Raw genomic sequence first — 26,760 nt, forward strand, 5'->3', positions numbered from 1 at the left:
TCTAGGGCAGTTTTTTATTTTACAAGCGGTCATAATTTGCAAATTTTTGACAAATTATGATCGCTTGCTTATGTAGAAAGATTATTTCACGGTAATGCGAGCAAATTTACGCTTACCAACTTGGTAAACAAAAGTGCCTTTCTGGGCATTTTGTTTCACATCTTCCACTTTTTCACCATCAATTTTCACACCACCTTGTTGAGCAGAGCGGATTGCTTCAGAGGTTGATGGTACAAGACCGGCTTCTTTAAGAAGAGCGGCTAAACCAATTTCGCCTTCAAAGGTAAATTCAGGCATTTCATCAGGCATTGCCCCTTTTTGGAAGCGGTTGATAAATTCTTGCTCTGCGGCATCAGCTGCAGCTTCATCGTGGAAACGAGCAATAATTTCTTTTGCTAGTAAAATTTTCACATCACGCGGGTTTTTGCCATTTGCAACGTCAGCTTTTAATTGTGCAATTTCATCTAATGGACGGAATGAAAGTAGGTTGTACCAATCCCACATTAAATCGTCTGAAATCGACATAATTTTACCGAACATTTCGCTTGGAACTTCGGTTACGCCAATGTAGTTACCAAGCGATTTCGACATTTTTTTCTCGCCGTCTAAGCCAACAAGTAGTGGCAATGTCATCGCAACCTGTGGTTTCTGACTGGCTGATTTTTGTAATTCACGTCCAACTAAAAGGTTGAAAGTTTGGTCTGTACCACCAAGCTCTACGTCTGCTTTTAGTTCAACAGAGTCGTGCCCTTGTAATAGTGGGTAGATAAACTCGTGAATAGCAATTGGCTGCTGATTGGTAAAGCGGTTTTTGAAATCTTCACGCTCAAGCATACGAGCAACGGTGTAGTTGCTGGCTAGGCGGATCATTCCTTCCGTACCTAATTTACCTAACCAATCAGAGTTGAATACGATCTTGGTTTTTTGTGGATCTAAAATTTTGAAGATCTGCTCTTTGTAGGTTTCGGCATTGCGTAACACATCTTCACGGCTAAGTGGCGGACGGGTTGAGTTTTTGCCTGATGGATCGCCCACCATACCGGTGAAATCGCCAATTAAGAAATACACTTCGTGTCCAAATTGTTGGAATTGGCGAAGTTTGTTTAACACAACGGTATGACCTAAGTGGATATCCGGAGCGGTTGGATCTGCCCCTAATTTAATACGCAATGGGCGGTTTTCTTTTAATTTTGTAATTAAATCTTCTTCTGAATAAATGTTTTCGACACCGCGTTTAAGTTCTGCAAGTGTGGATTCGATAGATTGAGTCATTTATCTTCCTTCTCTAATCAATAAAAAATGTTTCTATTATAGCGGTATGAATTGAAATTGATAGGCTATAGATGAAAAAACGCCGTATTTTGTGGGGGAATACGGCGTAAAGAGTTGGAGTGATTACCTATTATTTTTGAAGTGCATTAATGATAATAATTCTCAAAAACAAAGTCAATGCTTTTTTTGAAATTTTTTGTTTGAATGCGAAAATTTTCTGCTAATGTAAAAATTAGCTCAAAAGAAAACCTCCGAAAGCAGTTATTTTTCGGAGGTTTTTGCAAATAGCCTTACTACCTTACTACATAGTTGCAATGTATTTCAACATCACACCGGCAGCAATGGCTGATCCAATCACACCAGCAACATTTGGCCCCATTGCGTGCATTAGTAAGAAATTCTGTTTGTCATACTCTTGACCGACCTTATTAGACACCCGTGCTGCCATTGGTACGGCAGACACGCCCGCAGAGCCGATAAGTGGGTTGATTTTGTTTTTACTAAAGCGATTCATTATTTTTGCCATAATCACACCGCTTGCAGTACCAATTCCAAAAGCAACAATACCTAATAATAAAATACCTAACGTTTGTGGTTGCAAGAACTTATCTGCTACTAATTTTGCCCCAACGGATAAGCCTAAGAAGATGGTTACGATGTTGATTAACGCATTTTGGGCGGTATCGTTTAAACGTTCTACCACGCCACTGGTACGTAATAAGTTACCGAAGCAGAACGTTCCGAGTAGGGGAGCGGCATCTGGCAATAACAAGGCGACAAGTAGTAGTAATACAATCGGGAAAATGATTTTTTCACGGTTGCTCACGGGGCGTAGCTGCGTCATACGGATTTTACGCTCTTGCTCGGTTGTTAAGGCTTTCATAATCGGCGGTTGAATGAGCGGTACTAGCGCCATATAAGAGTAAGCAGCCACTGCAATAGCCCCTAATAATTCAGGGGCGAGTTTACTGGCAAGATAAATCGCAGTTGGACCATCTGCACCGCCGATAATCCCAATCGCCGCAGCTTGTGGCAAGGTAAAATCAATCAAGCCTAACCAATTTAAGCCTAATGCTCCTAATACGGTAGCAAAAATCCCAAATTGAGCAGCCGCACCAAGTAGCAACATTCTAGGGTTTGCGAGTAATGGTCCGAAATCGGTCATTGCGCCAACGCCCATAAAGATGATAAGAGGAGCAACACCATAGCCAATCGCCACTTTATAGAATAAGGCTAATACGCCAGCGGTATAGCCCATATCGCCTGCTATCACTTCTAATTCATTTTGTACAGAAGGGGCTGCAAGCGAAATTGCTTCCTTAAGTATATAAGGATCAAGGCTTGTGCTGTTTACTTTTGCGGCAATAACGGAGAGCTGTTCTGCTTGTCCGCTGTAGAGCAGATGATCTAATGCAGTCATCGCCATTCCAGCTTCGGGAATATTAGCCATTAAGCCACCGAAACCAATAGGTAAGAGTAGCAGAGGCTCAAATTTGCGAGCAATGGCAAGCCAAAGCAGGAGAGTGCTCACGGCGATCATAATCGCTTGTCCGAACTCGATGTGCATTATCCCCATTCCTTTAAATAGGGCAATAATACCTTCCATATACTACTCCTATACGATGCTCATTAACGTATCATTTACAGCAACCACGTCGCCTTGTTTCACGTTAATACCTTGAATAGTGCCTGATTTTGCTGCACAGATTTGGGTTTCCATTTTCATTGCCTCAAGAATCAGTAACACATCGCCCTCTGCGACTTGTTGCCCTTCTTTTACTTCCACCTTCAAAATATTACCCGCCATTGGAGCATTAACAGGCTCAGCATTTGCAGAAGCCGTATTTGTAATTTGTGGAGCAGAATTGACCGCTTGTGGAGCAACTTGAGGAGTGGCTTGCGGTGCTGGAGCAGCAGCTGGTGCAATATTGGTAATATCGCCACCCTCGCTAACTTTCACCACAAAGGCTTTGCCTTCAAGCTCAACGGTATAAACCGCTGAACCAGATTGCGGTTGGGCTTTTGGTGCAGGAGCTTGAGCAGGCTTCACATCATCAGCACTTGGTACAGGCTCAAATGCGGAAGGATTATTGCGGTTTTCTAAGTATTTCCAGCCTACTTGTTGGAAAAGTGCCACAATTAATACGTCATCAATGGTATTTTCAGAAAGTTTGATACCTTTTTCTTTTGCACTTGCGGTTACTTCTGCCACTAATTTTTCCAGTTCTGGCGGAAGATGATCGGCAGGGCGGTCAGTAATCGGCTCAGCACCTTCTAGCACTCTTTCTTGTAATGTTTTATTTACAGGAGCAGGTGTTTTGCCATATTCGCCTTTTAAAATCCCTGCGGTTTCTTTCGCAATGGTTTTGTAACGCTCGCCCATTAACACATTCATTACAGCTTGCGTACCCACAATTTGTGAAGTTGGGGTTACAAGTGGAATATTCCCCAAATCTTCACGCACACGCGGAATTTCTTGTAATACCAAGTCTAATTTATCAGACGCATTTTGCTGTTTGAGCTGGCTCTCAAGGTTTGTAAGCATACCGCCTGGCACTTGAGCCACTAAAATGCGGCTATCTACACCACGCAGTTGTCCTTCAAATTTTGCATATTTCTTACGCACGTTACGGAAATAAGCGGAAATTTTCTCTAATTCAGGGATATTTAAGCCAGTGTCATACGGCGTGCCTTGCAATGTTGCCACAATGGATTCCGTTGATGGGTGTCCGTAAGTGCCAGACATTGAAGAAATGGAGGTATCTACACCATCAACGCCTGCTTCAATCGCTTTTAGTAATGCCATTTCTGCCATACCTGTGGTTGAGTGGCAATGTAAATGCAGCTCGACATCGTAGCGTTTTTTAATTTCGCTGACTAATTCATAGGCTGCCATTGGCGTTAAAATACCCGACATATCTTTGATAACCAAAGAATCTACGCCAATTTCTAATAACTGCTCAGTTACTTCTAACCACGTTTGCAGGGTATGAACAGGGCTTGTTGTGTAGCTTAATGTACCCTGTGCGTGTCCGCCGTGTTTTTTCACCGCTTGTAATGCCGCTTGCATATTGCGAGGGTCGTTTAGGGCATCAAACACACGGAAAACGCTCATACCATTTGCGACAGAACGCTCCACAAATTTGTCCACGACATCATCAGCATAATGGCGATAGCCAAGCAAATTTTGACCCCGTAACAACATTTGCATTGGTGTTTTCGGCATCGCTTTTTTCAATTCACGCAAACGCACCCAAGGATCTTCGCCTAAAAAGCGAATGCAGCTATCAAAAGTTGCTCCCCCCCACGTTTCTAACGACCAATAGCCGATTTTATCCAGCTCGGCGGCAATAGGTAACATATCATCTAAACGTAAACGGGTGGCGAACAGAGATTGATGAGCATCACGCAACACCACATCGGTAATCGCAATTTTTTTCGGTTGAGTTGTCATAATCACATTCCTTTTAAACTGTATTAATTTTGTCCGTTGATTCGACGATGATGAGCAATCGCCGCAATAATAACAGGGCGTAAATGTTCTACATCATCTTGAGGTTGAGAGATTGGTGATTTTTGTTTTGGAACAGGTGTAGATTCTGGGAAGTATCGGTTAATCAGACTAGAAATAAAACTGATGGCATAAATGAGCAGGAACAAAAACAGGAGAACAAAGCCCATTCCTGCAAACATCAGATTTAACCCTTCGCCAAATAGTTCTGCGTTTGTCATAGAGTTATCCTTAATGATAAAAATGATATGTAAAATGTAGAAAAATTCTGGCTTAATTTCAAATGATTTAGTATAAAAATTTGTGGTAGATCACAAACTAAATAACAAGCGGTCAGATTTTGCCAATCTTTTGCAATTCGATATGCAAAAAAATTTGGAAATTTGACCGCTTGTCATTATTTTGCGATTACGCCATCAAGCTAGAAATGTATTTTGAGAGTGTCATCGCACTTAAAATAGCCATTAATATAACCACAATAGCCCCTGAGATAGTCATCCAAATCGGGTGTTTGTAATCGCCCACAATTTTCGTTTTATGTGCCGCAAGCAAGATTAAGCCCAGTGAAATTGGCAGGATTAAGCCGTTCAGCGTGCCGACAAACACCAATACTTGTGCAGGGCGACCAATGGTGGCTAATACTGCAGTCGAAACCACAATAAAGGCAACAATGAAGCAATTTTTATGTTTTTCGATAAATGGCGAGAACGAAGTAATGAAAGAAACGGAAGTATAAGCCGCACCGATAACAGAAGTAATCGAAGCTGCCCAAATCACCACACCAAAGATCATCAAACCGACATTACCGGCAACGTGGGCAAATGGGGTTGAAGCCGGATTTTTCGGATCAAGCTGTACACCCATTGACACCACGCCCAGCACCGCCAAGAACAGTACAACACGCATAATGGAGGCAATTAAAATCGCAGAAACCGAGCTTTTACTCACCTCTTTCAGATTTTCCTTACCTTTAATACCGGCATCAAGCAAGCGGTGGGCGCCTGCAAAGGTGATGTAGCCGCCCACCGTACCGCCCACAAGGGTAACAATTGCAATCACATCTAATTTTTCCGGTACGAAAGTATGCACTACGGCATCACCAAGAGGCGGATTCGCTTTTACCGCCACAAAGATGGTTAAGGCAATCATCACAAAGCCCATAATTTGAGCAAATCTATCCATTACTTTACCCGCTTCACGGAATAGGAATACGCCGACAGCAATCGCTCCGCTGATAATTGCCCCCATTTCAGGCGAAAGACCAGTCAGAATATTTAAGCCTAAGCCTGCACCGCCCACGTTACCAATGTTAAAGGCTAAACCGCCCATCACAATCAGCAGTGCTAAGAAATAACCCGCACCCGGTAATACGGCGTTCGCAATATCCTGAGCTTTCTTTTCAGAGACGGCAACAATTCGCCAGATATTCAGTTGAGCTCCAATATCAAGCAAGATCGAGAGTAAGATCACAAACCCGAAGCTGGCAAGTAGCGTTTGGGTAAAAGTGGCGGTTTGGGTTAAAAAGCCCGGCCCGATAGCGGAAGTCGCCATTAAGAATGCAGCCCCAAGTAAAGTACTGCGGTTGCTGGTTTTTGACATTATGTTTTCCTTTTGTTGTTTTTGGATTTGATAAAAATATATATCGAGCGTTTTTCTTGTTACTTTCTTTGTTTGTGCAAAGAAAGCACACCCCGATAAAATTGCTTTCCTTCGCTACATTAGGATGTGTTTCACGAAAAATTTACATTCGCTTTGCTCAGAGTAAATTTTTCTACACATTCTAATTCGCTCAGGCAATTTTGAGGGGGAATAACCATTATACAAGCGGCATTTTTTAGAAATTTTTGCGAAAATTGTCAAATGATGTTCCATTTTCCCGTCTGAGCGACTTGTGATTTCTAGGAAAATTTGTCGTATTTGAGCGTAGCGAGTTTACAAATTTTCCGTTAAGGAAATCACAACAAAGCGAAGTTCGGGTAGCCTTTCTTTTGGTTACTTTTCTTTGGCGAAGCAAAGAAAAGTAACAAAGATTATGGGCGGAGTGAGATATTACGCTCTCACCGCAATCCCCTTTTCCTCCAACTCCTTCCTAATCCGTTCGGCAAATGCCACTGCGTGTTCACCATCTCCGTGTAAGCAAATGCTATCGGATTTAATCGTTACATTATCACCATCAACGGTTGGCACAGTGCCGTCTAGTACCATTTGTAATACTTGGCTGATTGCTTCGTCATCGCTTTCGACCATCGCATCATCACGGGTACGAGGCACGAGAGAGCCGTCAGCTAAATAGTGGCGGTCTGCGAAGACTTCGGAAATAGTTTGTAAACCGTGTTCTTCCGCAATAGTAAGCATTAAACTGCCGGATAAGCCCATTAATTTCAGGGCTGGATCGAACTGTTTGATGGTTTTTGCAATCAAGCCTGCTAAATGGGCGTCTTTGGCTGCCATATTGTATAAAGCCCCGTGTGGCTTGATATAATCCATCGCTACGCTTTCGGCATCGCACAAGGCTTTCACTGCACCGAGTTGATAAAGTAGGCAGGCGGTTAATTCTTCACCGGGTAGCTGCATATTGGTACGCCCAAAGTTTTCTCTATCCGGAAAGCCCGGGTGAGCCCCAACTCGTACGCCGTTTTCTTTTGCCCAGTGAATGGCTTTACGCATTTCGTTGTAATCGCCTGCGTGCAAACCACAGCAGACATTGGCAGAGGTAACAAGCTGTAATAGGCGTTGGTCGTTACCACAGCCTTCGGCTAAATCAACATTTAAATCAACCTGCTTCATCTACTTTTCTCCGAATGTTCACTAAATAATTTTGATCTTTTTGGTAAATTTCGACCGCTTGTTCACGGCTGACTTGTTCAAATTGCACCGCCGAACCAAACGGATTTTGGGCAAGTCGTCCGAGATCCGCTTGAATAATGCAGGCAATTTTCGGATAGCCGCCGGTAGTTTGAGCATCTGCCAACAAGATAATCGGCTGTCCGTCCGGTGGGACTTGCACCGTACCACTTGGAGCAGCATAAGAGAGCATTTCAGGAGGAGCGGTCAATTTCAACGCTTTTTCTGCAAAACGGTAGCCCATACGGTTGCTGCTGGCTTGCAATTTCCAGCCCTGTTGCCAAAAGCGTTCACGGCTGTCGCTAGTAAAGGCTTCATACTCGCTGGAAGCGGTTGCCCGAATGCGAGCGGTAAAATCAATCGGCTCAATCGCAAGCATTGAAAGCTCGGTATCACGCAATCCTGTCGGTAAGCTATCGCCCGCTTTTAACATTCTGCCGTGAAAACCGCCAAATTGGGCTTTTAAATCGGTACTCGCCGAGCCTAGCACTTGTGGCACAAGAAAACCGCCTGCAACACAAAGGTAGGCATAATTGCCTGTCGCAATCCGTTTTAAGGTTAAGGTTTGGCGGGCTTTGGCGGTATAACGGAAATAGGAAAAAACGGGCATTCCGTCTAATTCGGCTTCCACCAACGCCCCCGTAAAACAGAACGGCGTGTTGCAATCGAAAGTTAGTGTTAGCCCACCGGCGGTGATTTCGAGAGCAGGGGCATTATTTGCATTTTTTAGCAATAAATTGCCCGCTTGTAAGGCAAGGGTGTCCATCGCTCCAGCGTGGCTGATGCCTAAATGACGATAACCATATCGCCCTAAATCTTGAATATGGGCAAAGCCCTGTACTTTTTCAACATAAATCATAGGGTGATGCTCTCTGCCACAAATCGCACATTATTGCCGGCTGAAAGGAGCATTGGCGGATTGTGCTGAATGTTAAATAGAGGTAACTCGGTGCATCCGAGCAGTTGCCAGCCACCGGGCGAAGTAAACGGATAAATCCCCGTTTGGCTACCACCAATGCCGACTGAACCTGCCGGTACTTTGGTTCTCGGCACATCACGGCGAGGGGTATGAAGATTGGTTGGTAAGCCATTAAGATAAGGGAAACCAGGCTGGAAGCCGATCATAAATACGGTATAAGTTGGCTCGGTATGGCGACGGATAATTTCTTCCGCCGTCGTATTATGGAATTTTGCCACCTCAAACAGATCTTCGCCAAACTCGCCACCGTAATGAACTGGAATTTCAATTAAGCGGGGTGTTTGAGCCGATTGAACTTGATAACTTTCCCACAGTTGTTGAATTGTGGAGATCAAGGCTTTTGAATCTGTGGTTAGAGCATGGAAGACGGTAAAATTATTCATTCCAACTACTACTTCTGTCACATTTTCTAATGTTCTCGCCTGTTCAGCTACCGCCCAGATTTGTTGTTGTTTAGCAAGTTCGGCAGGCGGAGCAACTAAGCAGAGCAAGCTATGTTCACTGGTATGATGAATGGTTAGCATAACATTGTTCATAGATTGTTAAAAAAAGGTAACAACTTTTTACGCCGATAAATGCAGTCTGTCAATTTTATTTTGTTGAAAATGTGAGATAGCTCTTATTTTTCAGAAAGTTGATCACCTCTTATTCGCCAAAAAGTTGCAAATCTTGGCTTTCCGCTCTCGGTTAAGCCCCGATATTTATAAGTAACGGTTGAACCAATCGGTGGTGGATTTTCTCTCTCTTTATCTTTAAAACCGGAACCGATCCGAAATCGCCCTCGCTGATTTTCACAAGTGATCGCCCCTAATTTATCGGCATACTTGCCTTTACCTTTGTGATGTGCGATAACGGTACACTCTTCATCTAAAACAGGTTTGATTTTCAAAATTTGGGCTGAACGCCCTTGAATATATTCCGCATTGGGATTACGAACAACAACGCCCTCCCCACCTTTTGCTAAAATAGCCTGATAAAAAGTATCAAGATGTTCTTTGTTTTGAATAGGAATTTGCTCAATAATCTCAATATGTGGTGTAGAGTGCTGTGCGAGGTATTGCTTTAATGAATTGAGCCGTTCAAACAGATTGCCTTTTGCATTCGGTACATCAAATACCTGTAATTTGAGTTTATACCAGCCCTTTGGATTAGCAGCACGAACGGTGGCAGAAATCTCCTCAAATTTTCCCCGCTCGCTAAACAACTCACCGTCTATCGCAAACGGCGGAAAATCTTTCACAAAATAGTCCGGTGGATTTAGCGGATAGCCCTGACGACTCATCAGTTGCTTGCCGTCCCAAAATCCCCGCACGCCATCGAGTTTTTCGCTCATTACCCAGCCAGACAGATCTTGATCTTTATATTGCCCAAGCAACATCAAATCAGGCGATTTCGCTAAAACAGCAGGGCAGAGCAGTAATAAAAAGAGAAGTGTTTTCATAGTGCCTCCAAGAGTTGAAGGCACTATAAAATAAAGAAAGGAAAGCGTCAGAAAAGAAATTCAAATTTTCGATACAGATCGCAAAATTTTCTCAAAAAAAGACCGCTTGTTGTTTAACGAACTGTTTGAATTAAGGCAGAAACGTCTTCGCTAAAGGTTTCTAGTTTCGCCATTTCTTCAATTTGGCTATGCGAATATTTCTTCGCATTGTAAACCACAACCATACTCACATCGCCCACCTGTAAGAAATTGGTTTCGCCAAAAGGCGTGTAGCGTGTTGCCCCAATGCTGATGATTGCTTTAGTTGGATAATTCGCCTGTTTTAACATTTCAGCTATGTTATTCATCGGGCCTTCATCAGGCTGATTATTCATTCTATCGACAATCCAGTCGAGTAGTTTTTGATGGAAGTAGCTATATTCTACCGCTGGGCTATCAATACCGTAGCTGTTCAGCTCACCGTTGCGTTTATGGAAACAAGCGATATTATAGTTATCTAATCTGCTGCCTTCGTTAAACGTATCAAGCTCTAACAAAGTAGTTGAAAGCCCTTTAGAAGAAGCTCCCCAGTTTTTCTTTTCACAGATTTTATTCGCATTTGGGCGACGAATAGAGCAGTCATTATAAGCACCAAAATGAGTTGGGGTAAGGGAAACAACCTGATTGCCTTGATAGCCGATTTCACAAATTAAGGCAACTTCAGGCTCGATTTGCAGATTGTCTGCATCTTCGGGGAAATTAATCGCCGTATTAGAAAGCGGATAGGTGGATAAGAACTGATAATCCCCTAAATTCTCAGCAGGCACATAAAATGGAAAAATGGCTTTTGGTTGCACAGCTTCAACGGTTTTGACTTTTACAAAATCCGCCGCCTCGCCAGCTTGCTCTAAGTGTCCGGCAAAATTACCCGCCACACCGAAACCGATAAAATGTTCCATAATCTACTCCTTAATTGGTAAAAGTTGGATAAAATTCTACCGCTTGTGGCAAAAAATTGCGAATGTTTATTTTGTTTCTTGAGCAAATCTGCTTTATTTTCATCGCTTAATAAACTAAGATTTTGGCAAAATGCTGTATTTAAAAGGAGTGATAATGAACGATAGCCAAATTCAACTTGCACGTATTCTGGGTTCGCTGTTTTTCTATGCCCCGAGCGTGCCGCAAAACCAGCCGTTGGTGGCGTTATTTCAAACTGATGAGTGGCTGGCAGATTGCGATTTTCTCAGTGAGAGCAAGCGGTCGGAAATTCAGCAAAATCTGCAAAAAATCTCGGATGAACAGCTTGAAGCAGATTATCAAGCTCTGTTTATCGGGCCGAATGCTCTACCGGCTCCGCCGTGGGGATCAGTCTATCTGGATAAAGAGAGCGTGGTGTTTGGCGAAAGTTTGCTGACATTGCGGAAGTTTTTGCAGAGTAACGGTATTCAATTTTCGCTCAACCAAAATGAGCCGGAAGATCATATCGGTTTGATGTTGATGCTGACCGCTTATCTGGCGGAAGAAAACCCTGAACTGCTCAAGCCGTTTTTAGCCGAGCATTTTCTGACTTGGGCGTACCGTTTTTTTGAATTATTTAATGCTGAAAATGTGCCTTTTTATCAAGGGTTGGGGCGGTTAGCCGAAGCCCTGTTAAACGATTTGCAAAAAAGCTTGCAAATTCAACCGCTTGCATTGCAGCTCTACCGTTAGGCATCGCAATGGCAAAAGACGAACGCTATTACGCTGCCTATTTGGAGCATAACCGCATTTCACGGCGGGGACTGTTCCGTGCCTTAATTGGAGGTGGGCAGAAAGCTCAAGCGGAAAGTACAGGGGAATGGCTAAAACGCCAAGCCGCCCGACCGCCGTTTGCGGTAGCAGAACCGCTGTTTCTGAAAAACTGCAACGGTTGTGGCGAATGCGTCAAAGCCTGCCCTTACGGTTTGATTATATTGAAAGAGGGCAAAGCGACCCTTGAAATTGATTTTTCCGCTTGCGATCTCTGTGGCAACTGTGCCACTGCTTGTCCGAATGGGGCATTGGCAAGTAATACCCAGCCCGATACGGGACTACGCCCAACCTTTGATTTCTCCTGCCTCCGCCAGAACAATCAAGCCTGCTTTTTTTGTGAGACCGCCTGTCGAGAGCAGGCGATCTCCTTCGACCTCACCACCCGCAAAATGCAGCTCAACAGCGACAAATGCAACGGCTGCGGCGAGTGTAAAACCGCTTGCCCGCAGCATTATGTGAGTTTACAGGTGGGGTGAATGCCCCCTTTCCTTTTGTAAAATTTTGAGCAAATTTGACCGCTTGTTTTCTATTCTGCGAAATAGTCCAAACCTCTTGCGGTTTAGTCCAACTTTTTCTCAAACTTGACGAAAGTCAATAATTTGCCAGCCACTGCCCGTTATAGTTACCCCAAGTCGATTTTTTGTGGGGGGAACTATGAAACATCAATTTGAAACGCCACTGAATGTGGAGAGACGACAATTTTTAAAAGGCACGGCAGCAGTGGGCGGTATGGCACTGGCGGCTAATACGGTGCAAATTCCAATAGCGAAAGCAGACACCAAGCTTGAAATCAGCAAACCAAGCGAAGAAAAACTGGTATGGAGTGCTTGTACAGTGAACTGCCACAGCCGTTGTCCGCTGAGAATGCACGTAGTTGATGGCGTGATTAAATATGTGGAAACCGATAATCTTGGGGCGGATATTTATGACGATTTCCACCAAGTGCGAGCCTGTGCAAGGGGACGGTCGATGCGTCGTCGGGTTTATAATCCTGATCGTTTGAAATATCCGATGAAACGCGTTGGTAAGCGTGGTGAGGGGAAATTTAAACGCATTTCGTGGGACGAAGCCTTTGAAGAAATTGCCTCTAACTTAAAACGCATTATCGCTCAATATGGTAATGAAGCATTATATCTGCCGTTTGCCACCGGCACACTTGGGGCAACAGTTGCCGCTTCCTATCCGCCTCCACGCAGCATTTCCAGCCGCTTTATGAACAGTATCGGCGGTTGCTTGGGGCATCACGGTACTTATAGTTATTCACAGATTTTTGAGGCGATTCCGTTTATGTACGGCAGTAATGCCGGCAACAGCCCAACCGATATTGAAAATTCCAAATTAGTGGTCTATTTCGGCAATAACCCTGCTGAAACCCGTATGAGTGGCGGTGGGGTAACTTATCTTTATCAACAAGCCCAAGAACGCTCTCAGGCTAAAACCATTATGATTGACCCTCGCTATAACGACACCATTGCAGGGCGAGGGGAGTGGATTCCGATTCGCCCGGGAACCGATGCTGCGTTGGTGGAAGGTATGGCATATGTGATGATTACCGAGAACTTGGTCGATCAGGCATTTTTAGATACTTACTGTATCGGCTATGACGAGAAAACTTTGCCGGCTTCAGCCAAACCGAACGGACACTATAAAGCCTATATTTTGGGTGAGGGCGACGATAAAACGCCAAAAACCCCTGAATGGGCGGAGAAAATCACGGCGATTCCAAAAGCAAAAATTATTGAGCTGGCACGTGAAATTGCTACCACAAAACCGGCGTATATCTGTCAAGGTTGGGGACCACAACGCCACGCTAACGGTGAGCAGGCTTCTCGTGCGATTGCAATGCTTGCCTGTTTAACCGGCAATGTGGGCATTAGCGGCGGTAACAGTGGTTCTCGTGAAGGTTTCTATACGATGCCGTTTGTGCGTATGCCGGTGGGTAAAAACCCGATTGAGGCGAAAATCCCGATCTTTATGTGGACGGATGCGGTAACGCGTGGTTCAGAGATGACAGCTCTAACCGATGGCTTGAAAGGGGCGGAAAAACTCAATCAAAATATCAAATTTATTATGAACTACGCAGGTAACTGCATTATCAATCAGCATTCCGACATCAACCGCACCCACGAGATTTTGCAGGACGAAACCAAGTTGGAAATGTTGGTGGTGATCGATAACCATATGACTTCTACCGCCAAATATGCGGATATTCTGTTGCCGGATTGCACCACTTCCGAACAGGCGGATTTCTGTATGGACGGCTCGGCAGGCAATATGGGCTATGTGATTTTTGCCGATAAAGCGATTGAGCCACAGTTTGAATGTAAGCCGATTTATGAAATCTATGCCGGCATTGCCGAGAAAATGGGGGTAAAAGAGGCGTTCACCGAAGGCAGAACCCAAGAAGAGTGGTTGCGTCATCTCTATACTCAAACCCAAGAGAAAAATCCGTTCTTCAAAGATATCAGCTTTGAACAGTTCCGTGAGCAGGGCATTATCAAACAGAAAGATCCGAACGGGCATATGGTGGCGTTCAAAAAATTCCGCCAAGATCCGATTGCAAATCCGCTCACCACCCCATCGGGCAAAATTGAGATCTACTCCGAGCGCTTGGCGAAAATTGCCGACACTTGGACACTGCCGGAGGGCGATGTGATTAGCCCATTGCCGATTTACACCCGCCAATTTGAGGGCTGGGACGATCCGAAACGGGAGCAATTTCCGCTGCAATTAGTCGGTTTCCACTATAAATCTCGGGTGCATTCCACCTACGGCAATGTTGATGTGTTGCAACAAGCCTCTTTGCAATCGGTCTGGATCAACCCGATTGATGCGGAAAAACGGGGGATAAAACACGGCGATACGGTGCGGATTTTCAACGATCGGGGCGAAACCCGTGTGATGGCAAATGTCACGCCACGCATTATGCCGGGCGTTACCGCAATGGGCGAAGGGGCGTGGTATATGCCGGACGGTAATCGGGTCGATCACAACGGTAGCTTTAATGTGCTGACTACACAGCGACCATCGCCATTGTCAAAAGGCAATCCGCAGCACACCAACTTGGTGCAAATTGAACGAGTACAAGGCTAGGGGGAAATATGAGTAAAAAACAGTATGGCTTTTATATTGATTCACAACGTTGCACAGGCTGTAAAACCTGTGAATTAGCCTGTAAAGATTACAAAGATTTAACCCCTGATGTCAGTTTCCGCCGTATCTACGAATACTGCGGCGGCGGTTGGAAGCAAGAGGGCGAAGCGTGGACACAAGATGTCTTCTCTTACTATCTGTCGATTTCCTGCAATCACTGCGAAAACCCCGCCTGTGCTAATGTTTGCCCAAGTGGAGCAATGCACAAACGGGAAGACGGCTTTGTGGTCGTCAATCAAGATGTCTGCATCGGTTGCCAATACTGCTCGATGGCGTGTCCGTATGGAGCCCCACAATTTAACCAACGCACAGGGCGAATGACCAAATGTGATGGCTGTTTTGAGCGGGTGGAGCAGGGCTTAAAGCCGATGTGTGTAGAATCTTGCCCACTGCGTGCATTGGATTTATTGCCGATGGACGAACTGCGGGCAAAATATGGCGAAATCAAAGATGTCGCCCCACTGCCGCCATCGCACTACACTAACCCAAATATCGCACTACGCCTAAACAACAACGCTAAACCGACCGACTTTGACGGCGGTTTCTTAGCCAACCCGAAGGAGGTTTAAAATGGGAGCAGGATTACACGAATTACCGTTGGTCTTCTTTACCGTCTTTGCTCAGGCGGTGGTTGGGGCGTTTATCGGGCTAAGTTTGATTTTAACCACCTCACAGGGTAAAACAGCGGAAAACCGCTTACACTATGTAATGGTGATTTTATGGGGCTTAATGGCATTAGGCTTTATTGCCTCCACCACCCACTTAGGCTCACCGGAACGGGCATTTAATGCGTTAAATCGAGTGGGAGCGTCAGATCTTAGCAATGAGATTTTCACCGGTTCCACTTTCTTCGCCTTAGGCGGAGCATATTGGGCGTTGGCTACCGCCGCCTTTTTGCAAAAAGATGGCGTACAGTTACCGCTTGTTAGCCCTTTGGCAAGCCTTATCGCCCCGATTACCAACAAGCTCCCGAAAGGCTGGGCGACTTTGGGCAGAATAATCGTGGCAATCAGTGGGATCGTGTTTGTCGGTGCGATGGCAAAACTCTATTTGATCCCGACCGTGCCGACTTGGAACACCATTTTCACCCCGCTCAATTTCAGCTTAACGGCGTTATTGGCAGGCTCGGCTTTAACCGTGCTGTTGCTCCAACTGGCAAAAGTACAAACAGGACAAAATTTATTTACCAAATTAACTGGCTTATTTGCGGTGGTGGCATTGATTGTGGCGTTCTTCCACTATCAACAGCTTGCTCAAACCAAAAATGCGATTTTTAACGCCTTAGATTTAGTGCCAAGCTATGCTGCCTACACCGTTCTGCGTTTCGGCTTGATTGCGGTTGGCGTGATAGCGTTGTTGATTAGCCTGAAAAAACAGGGCGTATGGTTCAATGGCTTAGGCTTTGTGCTAATTATTGCAGGGGAATTGATTGCCAGAACCCTGTTTTACGGCACACATATGACCGTAGGCTTAAAGGCTCTCGGCGGCTGACAAGCGGTTGAATTTTAGGGAAAATTTGCAAGATAAATGCTGTTTGTGAAAAACGAACAGCATTTATTTATAAGTTTACTTCACCTTTCAATTTTTGACCGTTTAAAGTATCAAATTAAACTATTCATCAAACCAAAATCTTCAAAATAGAATGTCTCGCCCATTTCAAATCTTCGTTCTCTTCCAACATCATATTAAGTGTGAGATTATTTTTATAAATCCATTTTTCAATGGATTATGGCGTTCACGATATATCGTGTAATCCCTTCTCTTGTTTATATTTCCCTATTCTTATTTAATGCAAATACTTTAAATTAAGGAGGTGTTATGTCTAATCAAATTGCCCTATTATTAATGAGTCACGGTGGATTTGCAGGTGCGGCGATTGCCAGTGCCGAATTGATTGTTGGTTCACAGGAAAATATTGCTACTATTGGTGTAGTCGCTGTAGATAATGTATCAGAAGTGAAACGGCAGATGGAAGATGCTATTGCTGGATTAAATACAGAAAAAGGTTTGATCATTCTCACCGATATTGTGGGAGGGACACCAATGAATTTAGCTTCTACTCAATTAACCCATTCTAATGTGCTCGCCTGTTCCGGCTTAAATTTACCTTTATTATTGGAGGTTCTGATGAGTCGTGATGGAACTTTGCAGGAAATTCGTGAGAATCTACCGCTTGCTTACCAAAATGGGTTTACTCTTCGGACTCAACAAGATCTCTACTTACAGGAGGAAAATGATGATCTGCTTTAGCCGTATCGATGATCGTTTAATTCACGGTCAAGTTGTTACTACTTGGGTTAATTTATATCAAATTGAACAAATTATTGTGCTAAATGATGGGGTTGCCAATGATGCTACTCAAAAACAAATTCTGACGCTTGCAGCACCACAAGGTATTAAGGTGGTGGCATTTGGGATCGAGAAATTTGGTGAAGTATTACAAAAAACGCAAATTACCCGCCGCACAATGTTACTGTTTACCAATAGTATTGATGTATTACGCACAGTTGAGTTAGGTGTGAAGCTTGATAAGCTGAATGTTGGCGGAATGCGTTACCAAGCTGGTCGGGAACAGTTAAGCAAAGCGGTTTCAGTTACGCCAGAGGAGCGACAAGCGTTTAATGTTTTACTGGAAAAAGGTGTTGAAATCACGGTGCAAATGGTGCCTAACGATGAAAAAATTAACTTACAGGAGATAATCTAGCTATGCTGACTGCATTATTTGTTGCCCTTTGGGCAGGAATTTGTGCCTTAGATGATATTGGCACACAGATGATTCGCCGCCCGTTACTCATTGCCCCTGTCGTTGGATTGATTATGGGGGATTTAGAAACGGCTTTAATTATTGGTGCGACCCTTGAGGTAATGTGGATGGGAATCGGCAATGTCGGTGCGTATTCTGCTCCTGATATGATTTCAGGCACAGCGATCGGTACAGCACTAGGAATTGCAGCTGGAGAGGCTGCAACTGCTGTAGCACTAGCAGTACCAACTTCATTACTTGCCCAACAGTTGTTGATTCTTTACCGTTCAGGTATTTGTGCATTAAATCCGATTGCTGAACGCTGGGCTGCAAGTGGTGATTTTGATAAGATTTTTCGCATTAACTATATTCCGATGATAATTGCCTTCTCAATTCGGGCAATACCTACTTTCTTAGCAGTTTATTATGGTGCCGATATTATTGCTCAGGCGGTTGCTGCCTTGCCGACAAAAGTGATCACCGGCTTAAATGTGGCGGGAAAAATTATTCCGGTTATCGGGATTGGATTGCTGATGTTGATGATGATTAAAAAAGCAGAATTGTGGATGTTCTTGGTCGCAGGTTTTACGCTGGCAGTTTATCTAAAACTCTCTGTATTGCCGATTACGCTGATTGCACTGCCACTGGCTTTAATTTATGACTTAGCGGTGAATAAACCAAATTCTGTACCGAGCAAAACATCTGACGAAGAGGATTACGATCTATGAGCAATAAAATTACCAAACAAGATTTAAACAAAGTATTTTGGCGGATGCAGATACTCAATGTCACAAACAACTTCCAATCAATGCAGGCTATCGGCTTTTTAAGTAGCTTTATTCCCGTATTAAAACGACTTTATAAAGATCGCCCACCGGAAGAGAAAGCAGAAGCAATGAAACGCCATCTGAAATTTTTTAACAGCCACGTCAATTCTGATGCATTGATTTTAGGGATTGCAGCAGCGGTAGAAGAGACGACCAAAGAGGATGAAAAAGAGACTGTAACAGCCATTAAAACTGGTTTAATGGGACCATTGGCAGGGCTTGGAGATAGCTTATTAAAATTCACTTGGTTACCGATTTGTGGCAGTATCGGTGCGGCATTGGCATTAAGTGGTAGTGTGCTTGGTCCTATTTTAATGTTCCTATTGTATAACAGTGTAAACATTGCGACTAAGTATTATGGAATCCATTTAGGTTATAGCAAAGGGGTTGATTTAATTCACGGTGCAGGCAATAACATCTTGCAGCGGCTCGGCAATATGGCCAATGTGGTGGGCTTAATGGTGATTGGTGCATTAATTGCCTCGGTGGTGAAAGTCAAGGTCGTTTCCCAAATCGCAGCTGGCGATAACGTGATTAAATTCCAAGAAATGCTAGATAAAGTGATGCCGGGATTATTGAGTTTACTATTGACTGTGATTATCTACTGGATCTTGAAAAAAACTAACGGGAAATACGCAGCTACAATGATTCTTGCCACAATGGGGATCTGTATCGGATTAGTTTATGCAGGGGTATTAGGCTAATGGAGGTACAGTTTGACATAATTCGGTTGGCACAGGGCAGATACTTGTTTCGCCAACATCCGGCTCAATCGGTGCAGATTGTCCTACTGGATAGCCCCGATACCCAAGACGGCAAATGGCTGGCGGAGACAGATTTGGCAGAATATGAGCTGAAATTAACCGCTTGTGAAGAGCGCCCGTTTTTCCTTATTCAATCGGAGAGTGAAAAACGGATCATTGCTGAACGCACTTTGCCTGTTGCTGGAATGAATAATTTTCGAGATATGGGTGGCTATGCCGCCCATCAAGGTAAGCAGGTGAAATGGGGCAAATTATACCGCTCTGACCATCTGCATAACCTAAAGGATGAAGGTGTGGCTTATCTCGATAAATTGGGCATTCGGACAGTGATTGACTATCGTAGCCCGAATGAAGTTGCTAAATACCCAAATCGTTCAATTAACGACAAGGAGAAGACAGTCCAACTTGATCCCAATGCACACACTGCAGAGCTTGCTGCCCAGTTTAGCTCAGATAAGCACGATGAAGATCGCAATCTGGTGAATAAAATCATTGCTCAAAAGGCCGAAGGCAAGCTCATCAATCGTTACGATATTGTGATGACACAATACCGCAATTTTGTCGAAAAAGTAGAATGCCAAACTGCTTTTGCTGAAATGCTCAGACTGGCGGCAAACCCTGACAATGCACCACTGGTTCAACACTGTAGAGGAGGAAAAGATCGCACCGGTTTTGGTGCAATGTTACTGCTTGGCATTTTAGGGGTGAGTAAAGCGGATATGATTGCTGATTATATGCTTACCCATTATAACCGCCTTGCTCGTAATGAAGAGAAAATGGCGGTTTACCGCACTTTCACTCAAGATCAAGATGTGCTGGACTATCTACTGTCCTTAATCGACACTCAGCCTGAATTTATCGAACAATCGCTGAATACCATTGAAACCGAATATGGCACTATTGAGCAGTATGCCCAAAGTGTATTAGGGATCAGTCAAGCGGAGATTGAGAGGTTGAGAGAGAACTATTTAATCTAACCTATATAGAAGCTGTCTGTTTTAGGCAGCTTTTTTTTATTAGGAAAAGCCCTCTGATTTGGTTGCTGTGCGTTTGTTTCTACAATATAGATATACTTATTACGAGGAGAAAATAATGCAAGTTCAAATCAAGAAATGTGGAAACGAGTACAGAGGTGCATTTGCATTAAGCTATTTTTAGTTAAGTTTTGAATACAGTAAAAGCAAAAGAGTCTAGAAGTGGTATTTCTTTGAAATTCGGTAGATTTTTTCATTCACTATATATCGTGTAACTCCTGAAATGGAAAGGTAAATTTAAATACGATTTAATACTAATCGTAGATATGGAAAATAGTTTTTTCCTCTTCTTCTCTTACATTGGAATAAAATGAAAACCACTTATCCATAATAAGGAGCTGCTATGATACGTTTTACGAAAAATCAACCCCTTATAAATGGGCGGAATGGAGCGTACCGACTGGCTATTTAACTCATAAGGGGACACTGCTGGAAACCTATTTTGGGCAGTATCTCGGCCAATGGCTTACACATAACGGATTATTGGACAAAGCCCGCTGTGAAAGTGGACAGCAGATTGAGGTTTATGCCAGCGTACAGTTGCTACTGCACAAGCTTTAGTTGCAGGCGGCTTTTCAGGTTGTAATGTACAGGTTAAACATCAACAACAGATTGGCAAAATGGATCCTGTTTTTAATCCGATTATCTGCACTGATGACGAAACCTTTGTACAAAAGGCATTAAGCAAAATTGATCTCAATAAAACCCATCAAAATTTAACTTCATCATATCGCTTATTAAGTGAGATCATTGATTATACTCATTCTGAAAAATGTCTGACAGAAAGACAGTGCGAATTTCTTAATGATATTGGAAAATTAAGGATTAAAAAGGATAAAGAACCAGGTGTTTCAGGTACAATGCGATTAGGAAAAAATATTGTAGATGCCTTATTATTGCAATATTATGAAGGCGTGCCACTAAATGAAATTGCCAATAATCATCTTGATAATGAGCAGAAATGGCAAGCGATAAATCAAATTAAAAACGACTATCAATTTATGTTAAGAGGGGATCCATTTATTGCCAAACATATTTCATTGCCGTTATTAAAGTATATTCAGCAAGATCTCAACAGTGAAAACAAAATTACACTCTTAGTTGGACACGATTCCAACATTATTGCTCTTCTTTCTGCATTGAATATTAAATCTTACAAATTAGCACATCAATATGAACAAACGCCAATTGGTGGAAAGGTCTTTATTGAATTGTGGAAAGAAAAAAGCAGCCAAGCGAAAAAAGTTAAATTGGAATATGTGTATCAATCTACTGAACAAATTCGTCAAGCGATACCATTAAGCCTTGACAAACCAGCACAACATTACATTTTGATTTCGAATTATTGCCAAGCTGACCAATATGGATTATGTGATTATATGGAATTTAAGCAGTTGTTGGAAAAGAGCATTGCAGATACTCTTTGAATTTTTGACAAATAGAACCCAGAAGGTACATAAAAAGTAGGGGTAGTCACCAATTGCCCCTTAGAAAGATGCCGTTTACGACTTCAGTAATGTGACTACACTTAAAAGCTGCCGATCAATAAGGTAGCTTTTTTTGTTGGATATTACAGCAGCTAGAACCCTCAATACTTTACTTCCTTTCTCTGATGTTAAGGCTTCCAGCGATAAATTCGGTATCATACCTTAATTCACTAGATATCGTGCAAGCCTTAAAATTGAAAGGGTTAGCGAAATCCTATTTAATGATGACACCCATAAGGAAATGTTATGTCACAAGATATTCAAACCGATGTAAAAAAGATTTTAGCACTATTAAGCCGTCATCGCCGATTTCAATCGTTATTTTTATTACTACTAAGAAGTGAAAAATTTATTAATAGTGATGCACTGTCTGATGAATTACAGCTTTCGGTAAGAACAGTAAAAAAAGAGATCAAATTATTAAAAGAAAAACTTGAATCCTACGGTATTCATATTTTCTCGCGCCCATTTTATGGTTATAAACTCTTAATCCAGAGTGAAGAATTACATATTCAGCTGAAACAATATTTCCAAATCTCACAAACAATTACAATAAATAATAAATTTGAGTCACGAGTAAATGCGATCTTACGCCGATTAATGGTGAGTCAGCGTACATTGAAAGTCGAAGACTTCCAAAGTGAACTCTATTTAAGTTTTACCAGTTCATTAACAAAAGAGTTTAATCAAGTTAAAACATTACTCGGGAAATATGGTCTGCTATTGGAATCTAAACCACATCACGGAATGAAGATTATAGGGGAAGATTATCGCAAAATAATGCTTACGTTACGGCTATATAAATACTTTACTCAGCTTGATCACCCATTTGGAATTAAAGAATTTGAACAGCGTTTTGCTTGCCCATTGACTGAGAAAATCCGTGAAACCTTAGCCAAAACGATAGTGCATTTTAATGTTGTTTTTTCTGATATTTATGCTGAGCGGTTTATTATCTATTTGCGCTATTTTTATAATCAACAATCTGAATTATTGCTTCCTGATTTCAATTTTAATTATAAACAGACGAATGAATATCAGTTTGTGATTAAATTGCTTGAACAGCTTTGTGAACAGGACAGCAATTTTGAGTTCAATCCGGAGATTATTCGCTTTCTGACCTATATTGCGATTGCCAGTACTGATCTTTACCGCTTTAAGGATTGTAATTCGGATAATTATCCGCTGTTGTTGGATAAAGCTTGGGAAATTCATCGATTTATTTTTACTCAATTATCAGCTTATTTAAATTTATCGGAAATTCACGATGAAACTTGCAATAAAGATCTGCTTAAAATGCTGATCCCTATCGCAATGAAAATAATGCTTGGGGTTTCAGACGATGTAGATCTAGGGTTATTTAACCAAACAGAGCTACATCGAAATCCGGTTTTAGCACATACGGTGGAGAAATTAGTCACTGACATTGAGAAAACATACGGGTACAGCCTCTCTATTCGGGAGCAGTATTTTATTTTTGATATTTTTTCCGGAATGATTAATCGAATTGAGTTAGAACGTAAACCGCTTCGATTGGCTATTATTGCTCTGAATGGTAGATTAAGTACGCAACAATTAAAATTAAATATCAAGCGGTATTTTTCTGATTATATTTTAAAGATTGAAACCAAAGTACTATATGAACTTGCCATAATGGAAGAAAAAAACTATGACTACTATCTTTGCAATGAATATGGCAAAAATATGAATATTCCTTACAAGCCAATCTATTTCGCTGATAGTCATTTAACTGAAAATGAATATGCTGATTCACTTAATGAAGTATTTTATCACGCTTATCAATATGATGATGTATTACCTCACATTCAATCAATTGAAATTGATACACAATATCGCCTTACGGAGTTTCATATCGAGCAAGAATATCTCAATTATGAACAGATTACATTAGAAAATAAACAAGATAAGATTAAGTTATTTTATCAACTCAATGCCAAGACAGAAAAATTTGAGATTCACTACTTCAAAAACAGAGAGGATTTTACATTATATGGCTACACCAAATTTATTGTGATTAGCCTTAATGTGATTGAGCAACCTCAAAAATTAAAAATGATGTTGAATGTTATTAATAATATTGCTCAGCCAAATAGTGATATTTTACCGCTTTGCTTATCTGAGGCCAAAAATTATAAATTCTTCTTTACGGTATAAATAAGCTGTAAGCGGTGGGAAAACAGTATTTTTTACTATTCATTAGGAGTCTCTATGAAAAAACTTAAAACTACGCTTTCCGCCCTTGCATTAGGCATCTCTTTGATGAGTGTGCATAGCTGGGCAACACCAGCTGATTATTTGAGCCAAGAAAATATCAGTCAATATGATAAGGCGTTTAACTTTGCCTTAGCAAAAGTATTGCCAGCCCCAAAAGGTAAAGAAGATGGCAGGGGAGTACCGATTGAGCATCTAGTTATTCAATATGCGCCCGACTATATTAACGATCCTTACCTCAAAGAGGAGGTTTTAAACTTCCGCCGTTGGTATTGGCAAGCAATGTATGCCTCATTAGATAAAAAAGTTAAAGAGAAACCCCATTATCTGAATACTTACCGCTTACAAGTGGAGGCTTATTTGATTAATAAAGAGTACCAAGAAGCCTTATCGCAATTGGATCAAATTTTACGTCAAAATCCTCGCGATCTTCACGCTTTAGCGATGAGTGTGTTAGCTGCTAGAGTACTAGAAGATTCCGAGCAGGAGGCTGCTCGTTATTCTGCGTTAAAACAACTCAATCCTGATGTGGCACAAAGAATGGCTGATATTCTTACTTTCACTGAACAGACATTGGCTGAGCGTTATGGGAATGAACCACAAACAGATATGGTTCCAGATACTATTGCTGTATTTGGATCAACACCAAATAAAGACGGGACACCTTCACCACTATTACTAGATCGCTTAGAAAAAACTAAAGAAATGGCAGAGAAATTCCCACATGCAAAAATTATTGTTAGTGGCGGAGCAGTCAAAACGGAGTTTGCCGAAGCAGATGTGATGGCAAAATGGTTAAGTGAAAATGGTATTGAAAAAGATCGCTTGTTGTTAGATCCAGTTGCTCGAGATACACCAGGAAATGCTATTGGCATTATTCAATTAATGAAAAACTATAACGGTAGAAAAGTACTTGGAATTGGTACATTACAACATATTCCGAGAGCCACAGCAGTATTAAAAGGATACGCACAACATATAGGTTATCCGATTGAAATGGATTCTGTTGGTGGTGGCAAACCTGGCACACCTGAAAAAGCCAAAGTTGAGGCACTTTATACTTATATCAATGTAGCGAGATCGATGGGGCTATTTGAGTTAAGGGATTTCAATTAGTTACAAGGCTATTATTTAATCCTTTCTTGATATTGGTGGTTTACTACTATTTATTGTCGCATAAATAAATTCCCCTAAAATAATCTAGCCCGAAAAGCTAAACTGATTTAATTTGAGGACTGAACTCCATATTATAAGGACTCAGTCCTTTTAATTTTAGCTGAGTACGCACATTGCTATATATTAGAATAATGTCACAATGCGGTTTGCCAAGCCGAATATGTCGGTAGGACAGAGAAAGATTTTTTCCATTTCAAATAGTAAAATTCGATCATAGACTGATTAATATATGGATTATATTTAGTTATCAAAAATCGGCATCCTACTAATCAGTAGGCTTTTTAGTCTAATTTTTCGAGGGGGAATATGTCTAGGTTTTATTTTCTGCTCGATATTGGCTTGGCGAGCAGTGTTTATAGGCTTTAAATAATTTACTGAAATGAGCCTCAGATTGATAGCCGACCGCAAGGGCGATCTGTTGTACGGAAAGCTGGCTACTGTTGAGCAACATCTCCGCTTTGCGTAGTCGTAGTTCAGTGAGGAATTGCCCTGCCGATACGCCACTTTTCTCCTTAAATGCCCGAATAAAATTGGAGCGGGACATCGCACAACGTTCGGCGAGTAGATCCATCGACCACGCCGTTTCCGGCTGTTCAATCATCGCTTTTACCGCATTTTGTAGCCGTTTGTCTTGTAACAGGCTCAAAATACCGTGTTGTAGCGGTTGATGTTGCAAATAATCACGAATCAAATAGGTAAACAACACATTGGAAAGGGCGTTGATCACCGATTTATTGCCTAGCAAGTTGTCGCTCTCCTGTTGAAGTAGCGTGAGCAGGGCGAAAATCGAGGGATTATTGCTAGACAAGTGCCACTTCGGCAGTTCAAAAATAGGGTGGTTGGCTGCCGACCGATAGTGGAAATGACCGCAGAACATCTCAAAGTCGTGGCTTTGCGGGTGGTGGCAAAGAGTAAATCCCCCAAGTGTACTCTGCTGAATCGGGATAAGTTGATCGGGATTGACGGCGAGTAAAGTCGGGCAACTTGCCAGTTCGTGCTGTGTGCCATAAGGCAGAAAAATCACATCGCCGGCCTGTAAATGGTGGCATTTGCCTTCCAATTTCACACAACATTGCCCTTTGGAAATAATATGGAAGGCCCCTATCGGCTGTTCCGTTTGCGGATTTTGAATATGCCAATCGCCCTGAAAACGGCAGAGAACTTGGATATCGCCTTCAATTTGGTGCAGTTTGATAAAGTGATCTAAAAAATCCATTATGCCTCCATTATCCTATTTATGGCTGATTATACGAAGATTTGCAAAATTAATCTAAAATTTAACCGCTTGTTGCTGAAGTTTTTTTCAAATGGTTTAAACTTTCAACAAGCGGTTAATTTTTTAAAATTTTTTGCAACTTTTTTCAAAAATTCCCTTGCAAGGATTTTAGTTTTCCGTATAATACACCCCACACAACGACGCGCTGTTGTGAACGGTTAGGTTTTAAGTTCAGTGCGTCGTTCTTTTTTGTTCTTTAACAATTTATCAGACAATCTGTGTGGGCACTTGTTGATTGACTTGATTGAAAA

23 protein-coding genes and 1 pseudogene are annotated in these 26,760 nt (G+C 42.2%); 13 read left to right on the forward strand and 11 right to left on the reverse strand.

Annotation, left to right across the window (positions count from 1 at the left end; genetic code table 11):
* Positions 1 to 81 precede the first annotated feature (81 nt).
* From tyrS to ACERCF_RS07175, 10 genes are all read right to left on the reverse strand, one after another.
* Entirely contained in the window at positions 82 to 1,272 is a 1,191-nt protein-coding gene (tyrS, locus tag ACERCF_RS07130; RefSeq protein ID WP_373625127.1) for a tyrosine--tRNA ligase, read from the reverse strand.
* Positions 1,273 to 1,573: 301 nt separating this feature from the next.
* A complete protein-coding gene (locus ACERCF_RS07135; RefSeq protein ID WP_373625128.1) occupies positions 1,574 to 2,878 on the reverse strand; it encodes a sodium ion-translocating decarboxylase subunit beta in 1,305 nt (434 codons plus the stop codon).
* A gap of 9 nt (positions 2,879 to 2,887) precedes the next feature.
* On the reverse strand, positions 2,888 to 4,726 hold the full coding sequence (gene oadA / locus ACERCF_RS07140; RefSeq protein WP_373625129.1) for a sodium-extruding oxaloacetate decarboxylase subunit alpha: 1,839 nt from the start codon (positions 4,724 to 4,726) through the stop codon (positions 2,888 to 2,890).
* A 23-nt stretch (positions 4,727 to 4,749) separates the two neighbouring features.
* On the reverse strand, positions 4,750 to 5,004 hold the full coding sequence (locus ACERCF_RS07145) for an oxaloacetate decarboxylase subunit gamma (RefSeq protein WP_373625130.1): 255 nt from the start codon (positions 5,002 to 5,004) through the stop codon (positions 4,750 to 4,752).
* 187 nt (positions 5,005 to 5,191) lie between these two features.
* A complete protein-coding gene (locus ACERCF_RS07150) occupies positions 5,192 to 6,385 on the reverse strand; it encodes an NRAMP family divalent metal transporter (protein ID WP_373611874.1) in 1,194 nt (397 codons plus the stop codon).
* A 447-nt stretch (positions 6,386 to 6,832) separates the two neighbouring features.
* Positions 6,833 to 7,570, reverse strand: coding sequence for a 5-oxoprolinase subunit PxpA (pxpA, locus tag ACERCF_RS07155; RefSeq protein ID WP_373625131.1), 738 nt, complete (start codon positions 7,568 to 7,570; stop codon positions 6,833 to 6,835).
* Positions 7,557 to 8,486 (reverse strand): 5-oxoprolinase subunit C family protein, encoded by a 930-nt coding sequence (locus ACERCF_RS07160; protein WP_373625132.1) that lies wholly within the window; start codon positions 8,484 to 8,486, stop codon positions 7,557 to 7,559. Before ACERCF_RS07160 ends, pxpA begins: the two co-directional genes overlap by 14 nt.
* Positions 8,483 to 9,130: a 5-oxoprolinase subunit PxpB gene (gene pxpB / locus ACERCF_RS07165; RefSeq protein ID WP_373625144.1), complete on the reverse strand. Its 648-nt coding sequence runs from the start codon at positions 9,128 to 9,130 to the stop codon at positions 8,483 to 8,485. The genes ACERCF_RS07160 and pxpB overlap by 4 nt, the downstream gene beginning before the upstream one ends.
* Positions 9,131 to 9,225: 95 nt before the next feature.
* Positions 9,226 to 10,047 (reverse strand): DNA ligase, encoded by an 822-nt coding sequence (locus tag ACERCF_RS07170; protein WP_373611864.1) that lies wholly within the window; start codon positions 10,045 to 10,047, stop codon positions 9,226 to 9,228.
* 113 nt (positions 10,048 to 10,160) lie between these two features.
* Positions 10,161 to 10,985 carry a DUF5718 family protein gene (locus ACERCF_RS07175; RefSeq protein WP_373625133.1) on the reverse strand — a complete coding sequence of 275 codons (825 nt, stop codon included), beginning with the start codon at positions 10,983 to 10,985 and terminating at the stop codon, positions 10,161 to 10,163.
* A 154-nt stretch (positions 10,986 to 11,139) separates the two neighbouring features.
* Here ACERCF_RS07175 and dmsD point away from each other — a divergent pair, with 154 nt between their 5' ends.
* From dmsD to ACERCF_RS07240, 13 genes and pseudogenes are all read left to right on the forward strand, one after another.
* Positions 11,140 to 11,736 (forward strand): Tat proofreading chaperone DmsD, encoded by a 597-nt coding sequence (dmsD, locus tag ACERCF_RS07180; RefSeq protein WP_373611866.1) that lies wholly within the window; start codon positions 11,140 to 11,142, stop codon positions 11,734 to 11,736.
* 8 nt (positions 11,737 to 11,744) lie between these two features.
* Complete coding sequence (gene napF / locus ACERCF_RS07185) at positions 11,745 to 12,293, forward strand: ferredoxin-type protein NapF (protein WP_373625134.1); 549 nt, start codon at positions 11,745 to 11,747, stop codon at positions 12,291 to 12,293.
* 178 nt (positions 12,294 to 12,471) lie between these two features.
* Complete coding sequence (locus ACERCF_RS07190) at positions 12,472 to 14,910, forward strand: DmsA/YnfE/YnfF family dimethyl sulfoxide reductase (protein WP_373625135.1); 2,439 nt, start codon at positions 12,472 to 12,474, stop codon at positions 14,908 to 14,910.
* Positions 14,911 to 14,918: 8 nt separating this feature from the next.
* Positions 14,919 to 15,539, forward strand: coding sequence for a DMSO/selenate family reductase complex B subunit (locus tag ACERCF_RS07195; RefSeq protein ID WP_373611869.1), 621 nt, complete (start codon positions 14,919 to 14,921; stop codon positions 15,537 to 15,539).
* Between the two features lies 1 nt (position 15,540).
* A complete protein-coding gene (locus ACERCF_RS07200) occupies positions 15,541 to 16,461 on the forward strand; it encodes a DmsC/YnfH family molybdoenzyme membrane anchor subunit (RefSeq protein WP_373611871.1) in 921 nt (306 codons plus the stop codon).
* A 327-nt stretch (positions 16,462 to 16,788) separates the two neighbouring features.
* Positions 16,789 to 17,220, forward strand: coding sequence for a PTS sugar transporter subunit IIA (locus ACERCF_RS07205; protein ID WP_373625136.1), 432 nt, complete (start codon positions 16,789 to 16,791; stop codon positions 17,218 to 17,220).
* The gene (locus tag ACERCF_RS07210; protein WP_373625137.1) at positions 17,204 to 17,674 is read left to right on the forward strand and encodes a PTS sugar transporter subunit IIB; all 471 of its coding nucleotides are present in this window, start codon (positions 17,204 to 17,206) and stop codon (positions 17,672 to 17,674) included. The genes ACERCF_RS07205 and ACERCF_RS07210 overlap by 17 nt, the downstream gene beginning before the upstream one ends.
* 2 nt (positions 17,675 to 17,676) lie before the next feature.
* On the forward strand, positions 17,677 to 18,441 hold the full coding sequence (locus ACERCF_RS07215) for a PTS mannose/fructose/sorbose/N-acetylgalactosamine transporter subunit IIC (protein WP_373625138.1): 765 nt from the start codon (positions 17,677 to 17,679) through the stop codon (positions 18,439 to 18,441).
* Positions 18,438 to 19,244: a PTS system mannose/fructose/sorbose family transporter subunit IID gene (locus ACERCF_RS07220; RefSeq protein WP_373625139.1), complete on the forward strand. Its 807-nt coding sequence runs from the start codon at positions 18,438 to 18,440 to the stop codon at positions 19,242 to 19,244. Before ACERCF_RS07215 ends, ACERCF_RS07220 begins: the two co-directional genes overlap by 4 nt.
* On the forward strand, positions 19,244 to 20,281 hold the full coding sequence (locus ACERCF_RS07225) for a tyrosine-protein phosphatase (protein ID WP_373625140.1): 1,038 nt from the start codon (positions 19,244 to 19,246) through the stop codon (positions 20,279 to 20,281). The genes ACERCF_RS07220 and ACERCF_RS07225 overlap by 1 nt, the downstream gene beginning before the upstream one ends.
* A gap of 647 nt (positions 20,282 to 20,928) precedes the next feature.
* Positions 20,929 to 21,765 (forward strand): annotated as a pseudogene (locus ACERCF_RS07230) (histidine-type phosphatase); the annotation flags it as partial.
* Positions 21,766 to 22,071: 306 nt separating this feature from the next.
* The gene (locus ACERCF_RS07235; RefSeq protein ID WP_373625141.1) at positions 22,072 to 24,000 is read left to right on the forward strand and encodes an HTH domain-containing protein; all 1,929 of its coding nucleotides are present in this window, start codon (positions 22,072 to 22,074) and stop codon (positions 23,998 to 24,000) included.
* Between the two features lie 54 nt (positions 24,001 to 24,054).
* Positions 24,055 to 25,173, forward strand: coding sequence for a YdcF family protein (locus ACERCF_RS07240; protein WP_373625142.1), 1,119 nt, complete (start codon positions 24,055 to 24,057; stop codon positions 25,171 to 25,173).
* A gap of 370 nt (positions 25,174 to 25,543) precedes the next feature.
* Here the strand turns inward: ACERCF_RS07240 and ACERCF_RS07245 are convergent, their stop codons facing one another.
* On the reverse strand, positions 25,544 to 26,449 hold the full coding sequence (locus ACERCF_RS07245; protein WP_373625143.1) for a helix-turn-helix domain-containing protein: 906 nt from the start codon (positions 26,447 to 26,449) through the stop codon (positions 25,544 to 25,546).
* Positions 26,450 to 26,760: the final 311 nt, after the last annotated feature.

Source organism: Mannheimia kashgarensis, assembly GCF_041807705.1.
In the GTDB taxonomy this organism is placed as follows: Bacteria; Pseudomonadota; Gammaproteobacteria; order Enterobacterales; family Pasteurellaceae; genus Mannheimia.